The sequence below is a fragment of the Paracoccus sp. J55 genome, from assembly GCF_000513975.1.
Classification (GTDB): Bacteria; Pseudomonadota; Alphaproteobacteria; order Rhodobacterales; family Rhodobacteraceae; genus Paracoccus.
Map to the genome: position 1 here is coordinate 64,298 of NZ_AZVA01000012.1, position 15,958 is coordinate 80,255.

17 protein-coding genes are annotated in these 15,958 nt (G+C 69.4%); 9 read left to right on the forward strand and 8 right to left on the reverse strand.

The features are described from left to right. Nucleotides 1–48: 48 nt before the first annotated feature. Nucleotides 49–507 carry an Lrp/AsnC family transcriptional regulator gene (locus PARJ55_RS0112605; RefSeq protein ID WP_028713379.1) on the forward strand — a complete coding sequence of 153 codons (459 nt, stop codon included), beginning with the start codon at nucleotides 49–51 and terminating at the stop codon, nucleotides 505–507. A gap of 57 nt (nucleotides 508–564) precedes the next feature. Here the strand turns inward: PARJ55_RS0112605 and rpsU are convergent, their stop codons facing one another. After that, complete coding sequence (gene rpsU, locus PARJ55_RS0112610; RefSeq protein ID WP_011748553.1) at nucleotides 565–771, reverse strand: 30S ribosomal protein S21; 207 nt, start codon at nucleotides 769–771, stop codon at nucleotides 565–567. A 124-nt stretch (nucleotides 772–895) separates the two neighbouring features. Between rpsU and PARJ55_RS0112615 the strand changes: the two genes are divergently transcribed. Together PARJ55_RS0112615 and PARJ55_RS0112620 are read left to right on the forward strand one after the other, a co-directional pair. Further along, on the forward strand, nucleotides 896–1,582 hold the full coding sequence (locus PARJ55_RS0112615; RefSeq protein ID WP_028713380.1) for a COQ9 family protein: 687 nt from the start codon (nucleotides 896–898) through the stop codon (nucleotides 1,580–1,582). An 11-nt stretch (nucleotides 1,583–1,593) separates the two neighbouring features. Continuing rightward, nucleotides 1,594–2,571 (forward strand): NAD(P)H-quinone oxidoreductase, encoded by a 978-nt coding sequence (locus PARJ55_RS0112620; protein WP_036714094.1) that lies wholly within the window; start codon nucleotides 1,594–1,596, stop codon nucleotides 2,569–2,571. Nucleotides 2,572–2,801: 230 nt separating this feature from the next. Here the strand turns inward: PARJ55_RS0112620 and PARJ55_RS0112625 are convergent, their stop codons facing one another. Beyond that, nucleotides 2,802–3,431, reverse strand: coding sequence for a ribonuclease T2 (locus PARJ55_RS0112625; protein ID WP_028713382.1), 630 nt, complete (start codon nucleotides 3,429–3,431; stop codon nucleotides 2,802–2,804). Nucleotides 3,432–3,591: 160 nt separating this feature from the next. On the opposite strand from PARJ55_RS0112625, the gene PARJ55_RS0112630 reads away from it, so the two are divergent. Next, nucleotides 3,592–4,344 (forward strand): DUF1013 domain-containing protein, encoded by a 753-nt coding sequence (locus PARJ55_RS0112630; RefSeq protein ID WP_028713383.1) that lies wholly within the window; start codon nucleotides 3,592–3,594, stop codon nucleotides 4,342–4,344. Nucleotides 4,345–4,389: 45 nt separating this feature from the next. Here the strand turns inward: PARJ55_RS0112630 and PARJ55_RS0112635 are convergent, their stop codons facing one another. Continuing rightward, nucleotides 4,390–5,862 (reverse strand): NAD-dependent succinate-semialdehyde dehydrogenase, encoded by a 1,473-nt coding sequence (locus tag PARJ55_RS0112635; protein WP_028713384.1) that lies wholly within the window; start codon nucleotides 5,860–5,862, stop codon nucleotides 4,390–4,392. 279 nt (nucleotides 5,863–6,141) lie between these two features. Then, entirely contained in the window at nucleotides 6,142–7,125 is a 984-nt protein-coding gene (locus PARJ55_RS0112640; protein ID WP_028713385.1) for a P1 family peptidase, read from the reverse strand. A 139-nt stretch (nucleotides 7,126–7,264) separates the two neighbouring features. On the opposite strand from PARJ55_RS0112640, the gene msrA reads away from it, so the two are divergent. Both msrA and PARJ55_RS0112650 read left to right on the forward strand, forming a co-directional pair. Next, a complete protein-coding gene (gene msrA, locus PARJ55_RS21970) occupies nucleotides 7,265–7,849 on the forward strand; it encodes a peptide-methionine (S)-S-oxide reductase MsrA (RefSeq protein WP_084637843.1) in 585 nt (194 codons plus the stop codon). Continuing rightward, nucleotides 7,850–8,719: a 50S ribosomal protein L11 methyltransferase gene (locus PARJ55_RS0112650; RefSeq protein ID WP_028713386.1), complete on the forward strand. Its 870-nt coding sequence runs from the start codon at nucleotides 7,850–7,852 to the stop codon at nucleotides 8,717–8,719. Nucleotides 8,720–8,849: 130 nt separating this feature from the next. Here the strand turns inward: PARJ55_RS0112650 and PARJ55_RS0112655 are convergent, their stop codons facing one another. Then, complete coding sequence (locus tag PARJ55_RS0112655) at nucleotides 8,850–9,044, reverse strand: DUF1127 domain-containing protein (protein ID WP_028713387.1); 195 nt, start codon at nucleotides 9,042–9,044, stop codon at nucleotides 8,850–8,852. Between the two features lie 238 nt (nucleotides 9,045–9,282). After that, a complete protein-coding gene (locus PARJ55_RS0112660) occupies nucleotides 9,283–10,002 on the reverse strand; it encodes a 16S rRNA (uracil(1498)-N(3))-methyltransferase (RefSeq protein ID WP_028713388.1) in 720 nt (239 codons plus the stop codon). Nucleotides 10,003–10,018: 16 nt separating this feature from the next. On the opposite strand from PARJ55_RS0112660, the gene ubiA reads away from it, so the two are divergent. The 3 genes from ubiA (at nucleotide 10,019) to PARJ55_RS0112675 (ending at nucleotide 13,696) form a co-directional block, all read left to right on the forward strand. Then, nucleotides 10,019–10,990, forward strand: a complete 972-nt coding sequence (gene ubiA, locus PARJ55_RS0112665; protein ID WP_028713389.1) for a 4-hydroxybenzoate octaprenyltransferase — start codon at nucleotides 10,019–10,021, stop codon at nucleotides 10,988–10,990. Between the two features lie 62 nt (nucleotides 10,991–11,052). Continuing rightward, complete coding sequence (locus tag PARJ55_RS21975) at nucleotides 11,053–13,335, forward strand: OmpA family protein (protein ID WP_232215701.1); 2,283 nt, start codon at nucleotides 11,053–11,055, stop codon at nucleotides 13,333–13,335. A gap of 28 nt (nucleotides 13,336–13,363) precedes the next feature. Continuing rightward, nucleotides 13,364–13,696, forward strand: a complete 333-nt coding sequence (locus PARJ55_RS0112675) for a hypothetical protein (RefSeq protein WP_028713391.1) — start codon at nucleotides 13,364–13,366, stop codon at nucleotides 13,694–13,696. Nucleotides 13,697–13,854: 158 nt separating this feature from the next. Here the strand turns inward: PARJ55_RS0112675 and PARJ55_RS0112680 are convergent, their stop codons facing one another. Both PARJ55_RS0112680 and sseA read right to left on the reverse strand, forming a co-directional pair. After that, entirely contained in the window at nucleotides 13,855–15,039 is a 1,185-nt protein-coding gene (locus PARJ55_RS0112680) for an amino acid aminotransferase (protein WP_028713392.1), read from the reverse strand. Continuing rightward, nucleotides 15,039–15,899 carry a 3-mercaptopyruvate sulfurtransferase gene (gene sseA, locus PARJ55_RS0112685; protein WP_028713393.1) on the reverse strand — a complete coding sequence of 287 codons (861 nt, stop codon included), beginning with the start codon at nucleotides 15,897–15,899 and terminating at the stop codon, nucleotides 15,039–15,041. The genes PARJ55_RS0112680 and sseA overlap by 1 nt, the downstream gene beginning before the upstream one ends. Between the last annotated feature and the right edge of the window lie 59 nt (nucleotides 15,900–15,958).

Genomic DNA, 15,958 nt, shown 5'->3' on the forward strand with positions numbered 1-15,958 from the left:
AAGAAACCGGCGCCGCAGGGCGTCCGCGAGACAGGGATCGCCCCGATGATCGAGCTTGACGCAACGGATCGCCGCATTCTGTCGGTCCTGCAGCGCGACGGACGCATGACCAATGCCGACCTAGCCTCCGAGGTCGGGCTCTCGGCCAGCGCCTGCCACCGCCGCGTGCAGCGGCTGGAGGAACTGGGGGTGATCCGCGGCTATGTCGCGCTGCTCGACGCGCGCAAGCTCGAGCGCCCGACCACGGTCTTTGTCGAGATCACCCTTTCGGGCCAGGCCGATGAACTGCTCGAGGCTTTCGAGCGCGCCGTGCGCACGATTCCGGATGTGCTGGAATGTCACCTGATGGCGGGTTCGGCGGATTACCTGCTGAAGGTGGTGGCGCAGGATACCGACGATTTCGCCCGCATCCACCGCCAGCGGCTGGCGAAACTGCCGGGAGTCCAGCAGATGCATTCCTCGTTCTCGCTGCGCACGGTGGCGCAGACCACGGCGCTGCCGGTGTGAATAGAAAACCCCCGCGCCGGGCACGGGGGTTTTCCTGAAACGAACGTGTCGCTCGTCTTACAGCGCGCCTTCGCGTTGCGCTTTCTTGCGCGCCAGCTTGCGGGCGCGGCGGACGGCCTCGGCCTTTTCACGGGCCTTCTTGACCGAGGGTTTCTCGAAATGCTGCTTGAGCTTCATTTCACGAAACACCCCCTCGCGCTGAAGTTTCTTCTTCAGAGCACGAAGCGCCTGTTCGACGTTGTTGTCGCGAACACTTACCTGCATGTGGTTGTCACCACCTTCCTAGGTTAGAGTTGATCTGATTGCAGGACGCGGGCTTCTAGCAAGGCGAATCGGCTTTGTCCAGATTTTCCGGGCCGGGTCCGCGTGATGGAGGAAGGAGAGCGCCATGACGGATGAACGCGAGCGGCTGGTCGAGGCCGCGCTGTCGCATGTCATCTTCGAGGGCATGGGCGAAAAGGCCATTGCCGAGGGCGCCCGCGACATCGGCATCAACCCGGCGCTGGCGCGCGTCTATCTGCCGCGCGGCGGCGCGGATCTGGCCGCCGCCTATCACCGCAGGGGCGATGCCGCGCTGCGCGACTGGCTGGCCGCGCATCCGCCCGAGGGGCGGTTCCGCGACAGGGTCTCGGCGGCGGTGATGCATCGCCTGTCGCTCAGCAACCGCGAGCTGGCGCGGGCCGGGGCGGCGATCCTGGCGCTGCCGCAGAACGCGGCCCTGGGCGCACGGCTGGTCTGGGAGACGGCGGATGCGATCTGGGACGGGCTGGGCGACCGGTCCGAGGACGTGAACTGGTATTCCAAGCGCGCGACGCTGTCGGCGGTCTACGGCGCGACGGTGCTCTACTGGCTCGGCGACGATTCGCCCGAGGCCGAAGAGACGCGCAGGTTCCTCGACCGCCGCATCGAGGGCGCGATGCGATTCGAGACCCTCAAGGACCGTCTCGGCGCGCTGCCCGGGGTTTCGGCGCTGGCCGGGCTTGCAACGGGCTGGATCAGGCGGCCGGAAAATCGCAATCTGCCCGGAGAGTTGCGCGCAGGCCCGCGCGCCCGGACAGAAGGAGGCGATGGGTGATTCCCGATGTGATGCAGGCGGTCGAGATCTCGTCTCCGGGCGGGGCGGAGATGCTGCGGCCGGTGACCCGGCCGGTGCCGGTGGCCGGACATGGCCAGATCCTGATCCGCGTCGCCTGGGCCGGGGTGAACCGCCCCGATCTGCTGCAGCGCGCCGGCTCCTATGCGCCGCCGCCCGGCGCCTCGGACCTGCCGGGGCTGGAATGCGCCGGGGAGGTGGCGGCCGTCGGCCCGGGGGTGACGCGCTGGAAGCCGGGCGACCGCGTCTGCGCATTGCTGCCGGGCGGCGGCTATGCGGAATACGCCACCTGCCCGGCCGAGCACGCCCTGCCGATCCCCCAGGGCCTGTCGTTGCGCGCCGCCGCTGCGCTGCCGGAAACCGCCTTCACGGTCTGGTCCAATGTGGTCATGCGCGGCGGGTTGCAGCCGGGTGAGCGGTTCCTGGTCCATGGCGGCTCCTCGGGCATCGGGACCATGGCGATCCAGACCGCCCGGGCGCTGGGGGCACGGGTCTGGGCGACGGCGGGCTCGGCCGGGAAATGCGCGGCCTGCGAGAGGCTGGGCGCCGCGGCGATCAACTATCGCGAGGAAGATTTCGTCGCCGTGCTGCGCAAGGCGGGCGGCGCCGACCTGATCCTGGACATGGTGGGCGGCGACTACATCGCCCGCAACATCCGGTGCTTGGCCGATGACGGCCGGCTGGCGATGATCGCCTTCCTCGCCGGACCCAAGGCCGAGATCAACTTCGCGCAGATCATGGCGCGGCGCCTGACCGTGACCGGCTCGACGCTGCGCCCGCAATCGGACCTCGCCAAGGCGCGGATCGCCCGGGAATTGCAGGAGCGGCTCTGGCCGCTGATCGAGGCGGGAGCGGTGCGTCCGCTGATCGACAGCGCCTTTCCCTTGCGCGAGGCGGTCGAGGCGCATCGCCATATGGAAAGCAGCAACCATATCGGCAAGATCCTGTTGCAGGTCTCGGCCGAGGACTGAGCCCTTCGGTGCCAACGGCGCGGCCCGAGGCCTCCGGCGGGGATATTTGAACAAGAAAGAAGCGCACACACCCCGCCCGCCGCAGCAAAGGTCGGGGTGTGGCTTCTCTCTTGACGGTCATCGGCGTCCCCGCCTGTACCGTGAGGCCAGACTGACAGGAAATCCTTGCGATTCGGTTAACAGCTTCTTTCTTGCCTAAATATCCCCGCCGGAGGCCCGCCGCCGCGCCATCACCGCGGCGCCGGCATCAGGAAACTGCCCGGGCAATCGCGCCGGATGTCCGGGGCGCAGGCCCGGGGTTCGAGTTCGCGGGTCAGGCAGATGCGGACCTCCTGCAGGGCGCGGCTGCGGCAGGTGACGGTGATTCCGTCGCGGGCAAGACCAGGGTTCGCCTCGATGAAGGCGTCCTCGACGACCGTCGCGGGCAGGGTGGCGTCGCGGTCGAGCCGGCGCAGCGGCTCGGGAATCGCGATCGCGTCGGCGGCCTTGCGGGTCAGCGCGAAATAGTCCCCCGCCGGCAGGCCCGAGCAGCGGCCGTGTTTTTTCCATTGATACCAGGCCAGTCCGCCCGAGCCCATCACATCCGCCATGGCCCGGGTCTCGCGCCGCGTGGGGTCGCGGGCATCGGTCGGGCAATCCTCGGGCCAGCCGCGCTCGTATTGCGGCCAGAGGCCATGGACGATGAAACCGGTGCGCCGTCCGCTCTCGCATTGATCGGCGCCTTCCGCATCGCCCTCCGCCCGGCACCAGCTGGGCGACCAGCTCAGCGACAGGACGTAATAGTCGAAACGTCCGGCGGCGTCCTGGGCCAGGGCGGCGGGGGCAATCAGCAGCGCGGCAATCAGGGCAAGGGCTTTCATGCTCGCGAACCTAGCGCCCGGCCCGGCGGCGCGCCATGAAATTCAGGCTTTATTTTGACCTTTTCTGGCCCTATATAGCCCGTCAATCCCCCGAAAATGGAATGGCAGCCGCCGAAAGCCGTTTTCCCCGGCCGGAAGAGATATTGTTAAGGAGAAGGTCATGAACAAGCCGCTGATGGCCAAGGCCACCGCCGTCTGGCTGGTCGACAACACGACGCTGAGCTTCAAGCAGATCGCCGATTTCTGCGGCATGCACGAGCTCGAGGTGCAGGGCATCGCCGATGGCGACGTGGCCGCCGGCGTCAAGGGTTTCGACCCGGTCGCCTCGAACCAGCTCGACGCCGCCGAGATCGAGAAGGGCCAGAAGAACCCGCTCTACAAGCTGAAGCTCAAGCACAACCCCGCCGCCGAGGGCGAGGAGAAGCGCCGCGGCCCGCGCTACACCCCGCTTTCCAAGCGCCAGGACCGGCCCGCCGCCATCCTGTGGCTGGTCAAGTTCCACCCCGAGCTGGCCGATGCGCAGATCGCCAAGCTGGTCGGGACCACCAAGCCGACCATCGCCTCGATCCGCGACCGGACGCATTGGAACATCCAGAACATCCAGCCCATCGACCCGGTGGCGCTGGGGCTGTGCCGGCAGTCCGAGCTGGACGCCGCCGTGCAGAAGGCCGCCAAGCGCAAGGCCGCCGAGGGCGGGGCGATGACCGACGACGAGCGCCGCAAGCTGCTCTCGACCGAGACCTCGCTGGCCATGTCGGACGAACCGCGCCTGCCCAGCTCGATCGCCGGGCTGGAGAATTTCAGCCTCAGCAAGAACGACGACAAGCCCGAGCAGGACGACAATCTGGATGCGGACAGCTTCTTCAACCTGCCCGAGGCGGATGACGATGAGGACGAGGACGACCGCCGCTGATCGCGAAAACCCCGGAGCCAGGCTCCGGGGTTTCTTCCTGGCCGGTCAGATCGACAGGCAGATGTATTTCATCTCAAGGTAGTCCTCGATGCCGTGGCGCGAGCCCTCGCGGCCGAGGCCGGATTGCTTGACGCCGCCGAAGGGCGCCACCTCGGTCGAGATGATGCCGGTGTTCACCCCGACGATGCCGTATTCCAGCGCCTCCTGCACGCGGGTGATCCGGCCGATGTCGCGGGCATAGAAATACGAGGCGAGGCCGAAGATCGTCGCATTGGCGCGCTCGACGGCCTCTTCCTCGGTCTCGAACTTGAACAGCGGCGCCAGCGGGCCGAAGGTCTCCTCGGTCGCCACCTTCATCCTGTCGGTGATGCCGGTCACGACCGTCGGGTCGAAGAACAGCCCGTCGCGCGGCTTTCCGCCGGTGACGACGGTGGCGCCGCCCTCCACCGCGTCCTGGATATGTTCCTGGACCTTTTCGACCGCGTCCCGGTTGATCAGCGGGCCGGTGGTCACGCCCTCCTCCAGCCCGTCGCCGACGCGCAGCTTGTCCACCGCCGCCGCCAGCCGCCTGGCGAATTCGTCATAGACCCCGGCCTGCACATAGATGCGGTTGGCGCAGACGCAGGTCTGGCCGTTGTTGCGGAATTTCGAGGCCATGGCGCCCTCGACCGCCGCGTCCAGATCGGCATCGTCGAAGACGATGAAGGGCGCATTGCCACCCAGCTCCATCGAGCATTTCAGCACCTGATCGGCGGCCTGGCGCAGCAGGATGCGGCCGACCTCGGTCGAGCCGGTGAAGGTCAGCTTGCGGATCAGCGGGTTCTCGCAGAACTCCTTGCCGATATCCGAGGATCGCGACGAGGTCACGATGCTGAACAGCCCCTTGGGCACGCCCGCGCGTTCGGCCAGCACCGCCAGCGCCAGGGCCGAAAGCGGCGTCTCGGCGGCGGGGCGGCCGACGAAGCCGCAGCCGGCGGCGATGGCCGGGCCGCATTTGCGGGTGATCATCGCGTTCGGGAAGTTCCAGGGCGTGATCGAGCCGACCACGCCGATCGGCTGGCGGATCACCGTCAGGCGCTTGTCGGGCTGGTGGCCGGGAATGGTCTCGCCATAGATGCGCTTGGCCTCCTCGCCGAACCATTCGATGAAGCTGGCGCCATAGGCGATTTCGCCCTTAGCCTCGGGCAGGGGCTTGCCCTGTTCGGCAGTCAGGATGCGGCCCAGGTCGTCCTGGTTCTCCATCATCAGGTCGAACCATTTGCGCATGATCTGGGCGCGCTCCTTGGCGGTGCGGGCGGCCCAGCCCTTCATCGCCTCGGCCGCGGCCGAGATGGCGCGGGCGACCTCGGCGCGGGACAGGTCGGCGACCTCGGCGATCACGTCGCCGCGGGCCGGGTTCACCACCGGGAAGGTCTTGCCGTCGTCGGCGTCCACCCATTCGCCGGCGACATAGGCGCGGGTCTCCAGCAGCGAGGGGTCTTTCAGCAGCATCTTCAGGTCGGTCGCGGGCTTGTTCATGGCGGGGCTCCTTCCAATCTGGTCGCCTTGCAGGCTTGCGCTTTTGCCGGGGCAACGCAAGCCGCAGCTTCCGCGTCCCGCGGCTCGAGGAATTGTGATGAACCTGATGGGGTTTTCCGGCGTTGCACCCTCATCGTCAGGTTTTCCCTCTTGGCGTGTGTGACTGGGGACGGCGCTTCTCTCTCGCGCCGTCCCTTTTTCTTTCTTGTCCAAATATCCCGGGGGAGCGGCTCGCCCGCCCCGTCCAGGGGCGGACGAGCCGCGGGGGCAGAGCCCCCTTTATCCTCGGCTCCAGCAGGGCTGCAGATCGCCCGGGCGCGGCCGGGCCGCATGGATGCCGCGCGCGATGGCGCGGGCCAGCGTGCAGGCGGCGGCATGGCCCAGCCGGAAGGGCGTCAGCGCCGGATCGGGCAGGGGCTTGGCGCCGGTCGAGACGGCAAAGACCAGATCGCCGTCGAAAGGCGTATGGCTGGGCACGATGGCGCGGGCCATGCCGTCCTGCGCCGCGGTGGCCAGCCGCGTCAGCCCGGCCTTGTCCAGCGCCGCGTCGGTGGCGATGATGGCGATGGTCGTCGCCTCGCCCAGCCGTTTCGTGGGGTCTGGCTCATGCGTGGCGGGGTAGGGGCCGGACAGGCCGAGCCCGCCGAATTCCGCGCCGAGCTCCCAGGGCGCGGCCCAGAACTGCCGGGATGCGCCCGCCGTCACCGATCCCAGCGCGTTCACCACCACCAGCGCGCCCAGGGTGATGCCGTCCTCCAGCACCGCCGAGGCCGAGCCGAGCCCGCCCTTCCAGCGATGCGTCATCGCCCCGGTGCCGCCGCCCTCGCTGCCAAGCGCGAAATCGACCCCGGCCGCCTCCAGCGCCTTACGCCCAAGCGCGGGATAGGGGTTCGTGGGCCAATCCTTGTCGCCGCCGTTCAGCAAGTCGAAGACGATGGCGCCGGGCACGATGGGCACGCGCACCGGGCCCACCTGAAAGCCCCTGCCCATGGCGCGCAACCCCTCCGAGACGCCGTCGCAGGCGGCAAGCCCGAAGGCCGAGCCGCCCGACAGCACCAGCGCATCGACCCCGCCGACCAGCTTGTCGGGGGCCAGAAGCTCGGTCTCGCGCGTGCCGGGGGCGCCGCCCATGACATTGATGCCGCAGGCGAAGGCCGCCTCGCCCAGCAGCACCGTGCTGCCCGAGCGCAGCCTGTCGTCGCGGGCATTGCCGACCCGCAGGCCGGAAACATCGGTGATCAGGTTTCGCGGTCCGGGACGCATCGGGGCCTCATGCAAGCGGGATCGGCCCGCAGTCTGCACGACGCCCCCCGCCGCCCGCAACCCGCGGCCGCATTCCGGCGTTGCAGGACGGCGACGCCGCGCCTACCTAAGGCGGCAGGACATGCGAAAGGACGCAACCATGAATGCCCCCATTCACAGGATCTTCGGCCGCCCGCTGGATGCCGAAATACCGAAAGGCTACGATCAGGCGATCTTCGGCATGGGCTGTTACTGGGGCGTCGAGCGGCTGTTCTGGCAGCAGGAGGGCGTCTGGCTGACCGAGGTCGGCTTTGCCGGCGGCACCGCCGAAAATCCCAGCTACAAGCAGGTCTGCGCCGGCGGCACCGGCCATGCCGAGGTGGTGCGCGTGGTCTATGACAGCTCGCGCGTCAGCTATGAGCGGCTGTTGCAGATCTTCTGGGAAAACCACGACCCGACCCAGGGCAACCGCCAGGGCAATGACGTGGGTTCGCAATACCGCTCGCTCATCATGGTGTTCAACGACAGCCAGAAGGCGGCGGCGGAACTCAGCAAGGCCGATTACGGCAACCGGCTGGCGGTGCAGGGCTATCCCGACATCACCACGCAGATCATTCCCGCCGGGCCCTTCTGGCGGGCCGAGGACGATCACCAGCAATATCTCGACCGTTATCCCGATGGCTATTGCGGCTTGCGCGGCACGGGTGTCAAAGCCCCCCTGACCGATACAGCCGAGGGATATTGAATGCCGACCTGGACCGCGCTGACCCACACCATCGGCCGCGAGGCGGCCGAGGCGCTTGCCGAGGCGGGCGAGGAGCTGACCCCCGAACCCGTAGGCACCGGCGTTTTCGAGATCGAGGACGGCTCGAACCGCTGGGAGGTGGGACTTTACTTCACCGAGGCCCCCGACGAGGTGGGACTGGCGCTGCTGGCCGCGGCCTGGGACGCCGAGCCCTTCGCGGTCTCGGAACTGCCCGAGGTGGATTGGGTGGCCCATGTCCGGCGCGAGCTTTCGCCGGTCGAGGCCGGACGCTTCTTCGTCCATGGCGGCCATGACGCCGACAAGGTGCCCGAGGGCGCCGAGGCGCTGCTGATCGAGGCGGCCATGGCCTTCGGCACCGGCCATCACGCCACGACCAAGGGCTGCCTGCTGGCGCTGGACCGGATGATCGCCGAGGGCGTCGAGCCGCAGCGCATCGTCGATATCGGCTGCGGCACCGCGGTGCTGGCCATGGCGGCGGCGCGGTCCTTCCCGGTGATCGTGCTGGCCGGCGACATCGACCCGCAGGCGGTGGACGTGGCACGCGCCAATGTCATCGCCAACGGGCTGGACGGCCGTGTCGAATGCGTCGAGGCGGTGGGATTCGACCATCCGCTGATCGAGAGCGCGGCGCCCTTCGACCTGGTCTTCGCCAATATCCTGAAGCAGCCGCTGATCGACCTGGTGCCGGACATGGCGCGCCATGTCGCGCCGGGGGGCAGGGCGATCCTGTCGGGCATCCTCGCCACCCAGGCGGACGAGGTCATCGCGGCCTATGCCGCGGGCGGGTTGGCGCTGGAGCGGCGCGACGACTTCGGCGAATGGTCCACCCTGGTCGTCAGGCGCGGCTGATCGGGGCAAGCGCCCCGCAGAAAATACTGAAGGCGGCCTTGCGGGCCGCCTGGTCGTCTTGCCCCTCCGGGCCGGGAAAAGGTCTGCCCCGGGGTTTCCGCGCAGCCGTTTTCGCGTCTTCAACCGCTGCTTAGCGGGCGCGCGCAATCCGTTCGATATCGCCGCGGCACAGACCGATATCGTCCAGCTCGCGATCCGAAAGACGGCTCAGCGCGTTTTTCGTGATGCGCGCATCGTTCCAGGCCGACAGGGCCGCCCAGAATTTCGAGCCAATACCGAGAGAGCCCGCCCCGCCATGGATGCGGTTCGTGTCAATCGCCGACATAGTTTTCACCTTGAGATCATTGCCCGCTCATCGGGCGCTTCGTTGATGCATCAGCATATAGGCCGGGCAATTTGCGAAAACCACGGACAAAGCGGCATCTCTGCCATGCAGCGCGTGCATAAGGCGCCGGAATACTTAACTTTTTGCGGCAAGACCTCCTAACCGACGCTGCGGCGCAATATTCTCCTGCCGCGGGGTGGTTTGTTGCGGAAAGATTGCGCGATTCAGCCCGGTTCGCTCAACGCCAGTCACCCAGCGCCGCCTGCCACAGCGCCAGTGATGCCACGGCAGCCGTGTCGGCGCGCAGGATTCGCGGCCCAAGCGCGATGCGCGTGACGCAATCCATGGCCGAAAGCCGCTTGCGTTCCGATTCGGACCAGCCGCCCTCGGGGCCGATCAGAATCGCCCAGGGACCGCGCGGCAGGGCGGACAGCACCTGCGCCGGTCCCGCCAGCGCCTCGTCGGCCCAGAGGATGCGCCGCCCGGCGTCCCAGCCGTCCAGCAGCCGCGACAGCGGCACCAGTTCGCCGACCTCGGGGACGAAGGTGCCGCCGCATTGCTCGGTGGCCTCGACGGCATGGGCCTGCAGGCGGTCCTGGCGGATGCGCTCGGAATTGGTGTGGTCGGTCTGCACCGGCAGGATGCGGGCGGCGCCCATCTCGGCCGCCTTTTCCACGATGAAATCGGTGCGCGCCTTCTTGATCGGGGCAAAGACCAGCCACAGGTCGGGCGGGTCCAGCTGAGGCGCGGTCCGGCGCAGCGCCTCCAGCGCGCCGCCCCGCTTGGCGATGCGCCCGATCCGCGCCAGCCATTCGCCGTCCCGCCCGTTGAAGACCAGGATCTCGTCCCCCGGGGCCTGCCGCATGACCGAGGACAGGTAATGCGCCTGGTCGGGATTCAGCTCGATGCCTTGTCCCTCGGCCAGCGGGTGATCTATGAACAGTCTGATTTTCGCCATGATGGGGCGCAGCCTAATGCAGACCGACCGTCAGACGCCAGAGGGGCCGACGCCAGAGGACCACAGCACCGTTGCCGACGCGCCGCCCGACAACTGGGTGGACCGCTACGCGCCGCCCGGCTGGAGGCCGTGGCTGCGCCTGTCCCGCGCCGACCGGCCGATCGGCACCTGGCTTCTGCTGCTGCCCTGCTGGTGGGGCATCGGGCTGGCGATGATCGCCGACCGGCCGGAATGGCGCGACCTGTGGATCGCGGTGGCCTGCGGCGTGGGCGCGGTGCTGATGCGCGGCGCCGGCTGCACCTGGAACGACATCACCGACCGCGACATCGACGACAAGGTGGCGCGCACCCGCTCGCGTCCCATCCCCTCGGGGCAGGTGACGGTCCGGGGCGCGATGGTCTGGCTGGTGGCGCAGTCGCTGGCCGGCTTCGCCATCCTGCTGACGCTGGGGGGCGCGGCCATCGCGCTGGGCGTGGCCTCGCTGGCGCTGGTCGCGATCTATCCCTTCGCCAAGCGGTTCACCTGGTGGCCGCAGGTCTTTCTGGGCCTGGCCTTCAACTGGGGCGCGCTGCTGGCCTGGGCGGCGCATACCGGCAACCTGGCCCCGGCGCCGGTGCTGGCTTACCTGTCAGGCATCGCCTGGACGATCTTCTACGACACCATCTATGCCCATCAGGATGCCGAAGACGACGCGCTGATCGGCGTCAAGTCTACCGCGCGGCTGTTCGGCCGCGACACGCCGCGCTGGCTGGCGGGCTTCGGCACCGGCTCGGTGCTGCTGCTGGGGCTGGCGGTGATGGCCGCGGCGCCCGAGGGGCTGGGCCTGACGCTTGGCCTGCTGGGCGTCGTCGGGTTTGCCGCGCATCTGGCCTGGCAGCTGTGGCGCTTCGACATGACGGACAGCGCCGGCTGCCTGCGGCTGTTTCGCAGCAACCGCGATGCCGGGCTGGTGGTTGCGCTGTTTCTTGCCTTGGCCGGCCTGTTCTGATTGCGGAAATCCGGCGCAGGCATTACATGCGGCGGGTCGGAAACAGCCCGAAGGTCCCCCTGATGGCCAATCCCCAGCGAACCGCAAGGCGCACCGCGCGCCGGGGTTCCCTTGTCGCAGCCAGCCTGATCGCCCTTGTCGCGGCCGGCGGCCTGTCCTTTCTGGGCGCCCGCGCGGCCGCCGATTTCATCGAGACCAGCACGGCCCAGGACCTGCGCGCGGCGCTGGCCGATTACGACTGGCTGCAGGTCAGGACCGACGGGCTGCAGGTCCAGCTTGAGGGGATCGCGCCCGACGAGGTGCAGCGGTTCCGCGCCCGCGCCCGGGCCGCGACGGTGGTCGATGCGGGGCGGGTGGTCGACAAGATGCAGGTCGCGGCCAGCGCCGAGCGCGCCACCCCCGCCTTCGAGATCGAGCTTCTGCGCAATGACGAGGGCATTTCCATCATCGGCCTGGTGCCCGCCGGTCTGGACCGCCCGTCGCTGGTCGAGCGGCTGAAGCGCCAGACCGGCGCGGCCGAGGTCTCGGACCTGATGGAGAGCGCCGACTACCCTGTCCCCGAGGGCTGGGAGGACGCCTTTGCCTTCGGCCTCAAGGCCGCGCAGCTGGCCAAACGGGCCAAGGTCTCGATCGCGGCGGGCGAGGTCTCGATCCGTGCCCTCACCGACAGCCCGCGCGAAAAGCGCGAGCTCGAGGCGGCGCTGAACCGCGCCAAGCCCGCGGCGGTGACGCTCGTGGCCGATGTCACCGCGCCGCGCCCGCTGATCGCGCCCTTCACCCTGCGCTTCGTCAAGGATGCGACCGGCACCCGCTTCGATGCCTGCGCCGCCGATACCGAAACTGCGCGCGACCGCATCCTGGAGGCGGGGCGCGAGGCCGGCGTGCCGGGCGAGCCGCAATGCACGCTGGGCCTTGGCGCGCCCTCGCCGCGTTGGGCCGATGCCGCCGTGCCCGCGATCCGCGCCATCGAGGCGCTGGGGGCCGGTTCGGTCACGCTTTCGGACACCGACGTGGCGCTGTTCGCCCCCGCCGAGGTCGAGGCCGCGCGCTTCGACGAGGCGGTCGGTCGCCTGGAGGCGGCGCTGCCCCCGGCCTTCACGCTGAGCGCCCGGCACGAAAAGCCCGGCGAGGCCGAGGCGGGGCCGGCCGAGTTCTCGGCCGTGGTCGATCCGGGCGGCGTCAGCCTGCGCGGCCGCATCACCGACGAGCGCATGCGCGACGCGGTGGAAAGCCTGGCCCGGGCGCGGTTCGGGCAGGTCGACAGCGCCCTGCGGACCGACGCCTCGGTGCCCGAGGGTTGGACCCTGCGCGCCATCGCCGCGCTTGAGGCGCTGGACGGGCTGGAGCGCGGCAATGCCACGGTGAGCCGCGATCTGGTGCGGATCAGCGGCGTTTCGGGCAACCAGACCGCCTCGGACGGGGTGGCGGCGCGGCTGGCGCAGCGGCTGGGGGCCGGCGCGCGCTACGAGCTGGCGATCCGCTATGACCGGCGCATGGACCCGCTTCTGGGCCTGCCTTCGGGCGTCGAATGCGTGGACCGGCTGAACGCCGCGATGCAGGAATCCGAGATCGGCTTCGAGCCGAACAAGTCGGTCATCGCCGGCGATCCCGGCCCGACCCTGGCGCGGCTGGCCGAGACCATGCAGCCTTGCGCGGAATTCCGCATCGAGATCGGCGGCCATACCGATTCGCAGGGCTCGGAGGCGTTCAACGCCGAACTGTCACGCTCGCGCGCGCAGGCGGTGCTGGCGGCGATGACCGAGGCGGGTATCGACACGGCCAACCTGACCGCCAAGGGCTATGGCGAAAGCCAGCCCATTGCCGAGAACGACACCGAGGCCGGGCGCGAGGCCAACCGGCGCATCGAATTCACCCTGCTGGCCGACGATCCGGTGGTGACCGAGGCGCCCGAACCGGCCGCGCTGGTCAAGGGGGTGACCGACAGCCCCGAGGCGGTGGCGGCCCGGGCCGCGGCTGCCGCGCGCCATGCCGCGACCGCCGCCATCGGTCCGGCGCTTGGCGTGCCGACCGATCCCGAGGCGGCGCTGTTCGCCGCGACCGAACCGGTGCGGCTGCTGCTGTCGGGCGTCGATCCCGCGCGCGTCGCCAGCCGGCCGGCGCAAGAGGCCGCGCTGCCGGAACTGCCGGCGCTGCGGGCCGCCACCCTGCCGGCCGCCGGCCTGCTGCCGCCGCCCGGCGAGGCGGTCGAGCCCATCGAGGCCGCCACCCGCCCGGCGCTGGAGGCGCTGCAGGGCGCCGCGGTCGAGGCCGCGACCATGCCGGCGCGCGATGCGCTGCATGTCAACCGCCCGCTGCCGCGCCCGGAAGCGCCTTCCGAGCCCTGATCCGCAACCTCTTGCCCGAAGCCTCTGCATGAACCGCACCGAATTCATCCTCGCCACCGCGATCATCCTGTTCGCCGCCTTCATGCTGGGCTGGTTCGCAAGCTGGCTGATCCACCGCCTGTCCCGCGTCACCCGCGCCGAGATGGGCGAGCTGGAGAACATGGCCCAGCAGCTGCACGAGGCCGAGGAGGCGCGCGACCGCGCCGTGGACGAGCTGGAAACGCGCGAGGCCGATCTGGTCGCCCGGCTCTCGACTGCCGAGGCGGAGCTGCGGGCGGCGCAGGGGCAGCTGCGCGAAAGCCTGACCGAGATCGAGGAATTGCGGGACTATATCGACCGCAAGCTGGGCCGGAAGGGCTGAGCGGCCGCCCGGCGGCACCGCCGGACCGGGGCTTTGCCCCGGACCCCAGGGTATTTGGAAAACAGAGAAAGCCGGGGCTTTCGGCGCGGGGCCGGACATGGCGAACCGCCGGGCGGGCCGGCGGTCGCGGGTTCAGCGGGTCGGTGCCGGCGAGGGGGTCAGACCCCGGCCTCGATGATGGCGCGGGCCAGGATCGGAATGGTGTCCTGGTTGAGCCCGGCGATGTTGATGCGCGAATCGCCCACCATGTAGATGCCGAATTCCTCCTTGATGCGCTTGACCTGCTCGGGCGTGGCGCCGAGGCGCGAGAACATGCCGCGATGCCGGGCCACGAAACTAAAACGGTCGGAGCCGGAAAGGTCGCGCAGCTCGCCCGCCAGCTGCTCGCGCAGCTTGAGCATGCCGCCGCGCACCGCCTCCAGCTCGGCCATCCAGTCGGCGCGGAGCTCCGGCGTGTTGAGCACGGTCGAGACGATCTTGGCGCCGTGGAAGGGCGGGAAGGAATAGGTCTGCCGGTTCAGGAAGGCCATGGCGCCTTGGGCCAGGTCGCGGGTCGCCGCATCGGCGCAAAGCGCCAAGAGGCAGCCGGTGCGTTCGCGGTAGATGCCGAAGTTCTTGGAGCAGGAGGCGGCGATCAGCACCTCGGGGATGCGCGAGGCGATCAGCCGGGTGCCGGCCGCGTCCTCTTCCAGCCCGTCGCCGAAGCCCTGATAGGCCAGGTCGATCAGCGGCAGCGCGCCGGTCCTTTCCAGGATCCCGGCGACCTCGGCCCATTGCTCCAGCGTCAGGTTGGCGCCGGTCGGGTTGTGGCAGCAGCCGTGCAGCAGCACCACATCGCCTTTTTTCGCCGCCGAGATGTCGGCCTTCATGCCCTCGAAATCGACGCCGCGGGACTCGGCGTCGAAATAGCGGTAGGTCTGCACCGGCAGGCCCATGAAATTCATGATCGAGACATGGTTGGGCCAGGTCGGGTCGGAGACGAAGACCCGCAGGTCGGGATTCCCCATGCGCGCGAGTTCCAGCGCCTGCCGGATGGCGCCGGTGCCGCCGACCGTGGCCAGCGCCGCCGTGGTCTCGGGCTTGTGGAGGTCGCCGAGGATCAGCTCGGCCATGGCCTTCTGGAAATCGGGCTCGCCCGACAGGCCGGCATAGGTCTTGGTGGTCTCGGTCTCCAGCATCCGCTGTTCGGCGGCGCGGACGGCGCGCATGATCGGGGTATGGCCGCTGGCATCCTTGTAGACCCCGACGCCCAGGTCGATCTTGCCCTGGCGGGGATCGGCCTTGAATTCGCCCATCAGGGCCAGGATCTTGTCGGGGGCCTGCGGTTTCAGATTGCCCAGCATCACGCGTCTCCGGTTGCGATTTTAAGGTCGGGGAAGCTGCCCCATTCGGCCCAGCTTCCGTCATAAAGCGAGTGGTCCCGGTGCCCGATGCGTTCGAGCGCCAGGAACAGCGAGGCCGCCGTCACCCCCGAGCCGCAGGTAGTGATGACGGGTTTCGACAGGTCCACCCCGGCGGCCTCGAACTCGGCGCGCAGCGCGTCGGGCGCCTTCAGCGTGCCGTCCGGGTTGTAGAGCTTGCCGAAGGGCAGGCTTTTCGAGCCGGGGATATGGCCCGAGCGCAGGCCGGGGCGCGGCTCGGGCGCCTCGCCGCGGAAGCGTTCGGGCGAGCGGGCATCGACGATCTCGTGATCGCCCAGCTTGCTGGCGGCGGCGACCTGGGTCACGTCGCGCACCAGCGCCGCCTGGCGCTGCACGGTGATGTGACGGTCGCGCAGGATCGGCGGCATGTCCTCGGTCTCGCGGCCCTCGGCCAGCCACTTGCCGAAACCGCCGTCCAGCACCGCCACGTCCTGTTTGCCCATCAGCTTGAAGGTCCACCAGACCCGCGCCGCCGAACGCACCGGCGAATTGTCGTAGATCACGACCTGGTGGCCGTCGCCGATGCCCATGGCGCGCATGCGGCTGATGAACATCTCGGGCTGCGGCGCCATGTGCGGCAGTTCGCTGCGCTTGTCGGCGATCTCGTCGATGTCGAAGAAGCGGGCGCCGGGGATATGCGCGGCCATGTATTCGGCCCGGGCGTCGCGGCCCGGTTCCAGGAACCAGCTGGCGTCGATGATGCGCAGGTCGGGATCGTTCAGATGGGCCGCAAGCCAGCCGGTCGAGACCAGCACTTTCGGATCGTCGGAATCGGTGGACATCGGCCTTCCCCCCGCGCGCGCAGAAACGACACCGATGTAACCGCAGCCGCGCGGGGCGG

Excerpts from the sequence above, each read along its gene's own strand:
- rpsU (WP_011748553.1), bottom strand. The coding sequence starts at position 771 with ATGCAGGTAAGTGTTCGCGACAACAACGTCGAACAGGCGCTTCGTGCT.
- PARJ55_RS0112615 (WP_028713380.1), top strand. The coding sequence starts at position 896 with ATGACGGATGAACGCGAGCGGCTGGTCGAGGCCGCGCTGTCGCATGTC.
- PARJ55_RS0112620 (WP_036714094.1), top strand. The coding sequence starts at position 1,594 with ATGCAGGCGGTCGAGATCTCGTCTCCGGGCGGGGCGGAGATGCTGCGG.
- PARJ55_RS0112625 (WP_028713382.1), bottom strand. The coding sequence starts at position 3,431 with ATGAAAGCCCTTGCCCTGATTGCCGCGCTGCTGATTGCCCCCGCCGCC.
- PARJ55_RS0112630 (WP_028713383.1), top strand. The coding sequence starts at position 3,592 with ATGAACAAGCCGCTGATGGCCAAGGCCACCGCCGTCTGGCTGGTCGAC.
- PARJ55_RS0112635 (WP_028713384.1), bottom strand. The coding sequence starts at position 5,862 with ATGAACAAGCCCGCGACCGACCTGAAGATGCTGCTGAAAGACCCCTCG.
- PARJ55_RS0112640 (WP_028713385.1), bottom strand. The coding sequence starts at position 7,125 with ATGCGTCCCGGACCGCGAAACCTGATCACCGATGTTTCCGGCCTGCGG.
- msrA (WP_084637843.1), top strand. The coding sequence starts at position 7,265 with ATGAATGCCCCCATTCACAGGATCTTCGGCCGCCCGCTGGATGCCGAA.
- PARJ55_RS0112650 (WP_028713386.1), top strand. The coding sequence starts at position 7,850 with ATGCCGACCTGGACCGCGCTGACCCACACCATCGGCCGCGAGGCGGCC.
- PARJ55_RS0112655 (WP_028713387.1), bottom strand. The coding sequence starts at position 9,044 with ATGTCGGCGATTGACACGAACCGCATCCATGGCGGGGCGGGCTCTCTC.
- PARJ55_RS0112660 (WP_028713388.1), bottom strand. The coding sequence starts at position 10,002 with ATGGCGAAAATCAGACTGTTCATAGATCACCCGCTGGCCGAGGGACAA.
- ubiA (WP_028713389.1), top strand. The coding sequence starts at position 10,019 with ATGCAGACCGACCGTCAGACGCCAGAGGGGCCGACGCCAGAGGACCAC.
- PARJ55_RS21975 (WP_232215701.1), top strand. The coding sequence starts at position 11,053 with ATGGCCAATCCCCAGCGAACCGCAAGGCGCACCGCGCGCCGGGGTTCC.
- PARJ55_RS0112675 (WP_028713391.1), top strand. The coding sequence starts at position 13,364 with ATGAACCGCACCGAATTCATCCTCGCCACCGCGATCATCCTGTTCGCC.
- PARJ55_RS0112680 (WP_028713392.1), bottom strand. The coding sequence starts at position 15,039 with ATGCTGGGCAATCTGAAACCGCAGGCCCCCGACAAGATCCTGGCCCTG.
- sseA (WP_028713393.1), bottom strand. The coding sequence starts at position 15,899 with ATGTCCACCGATTCCGACGATCCGAAAGTGCTGGTCTCGACCGGCTGG.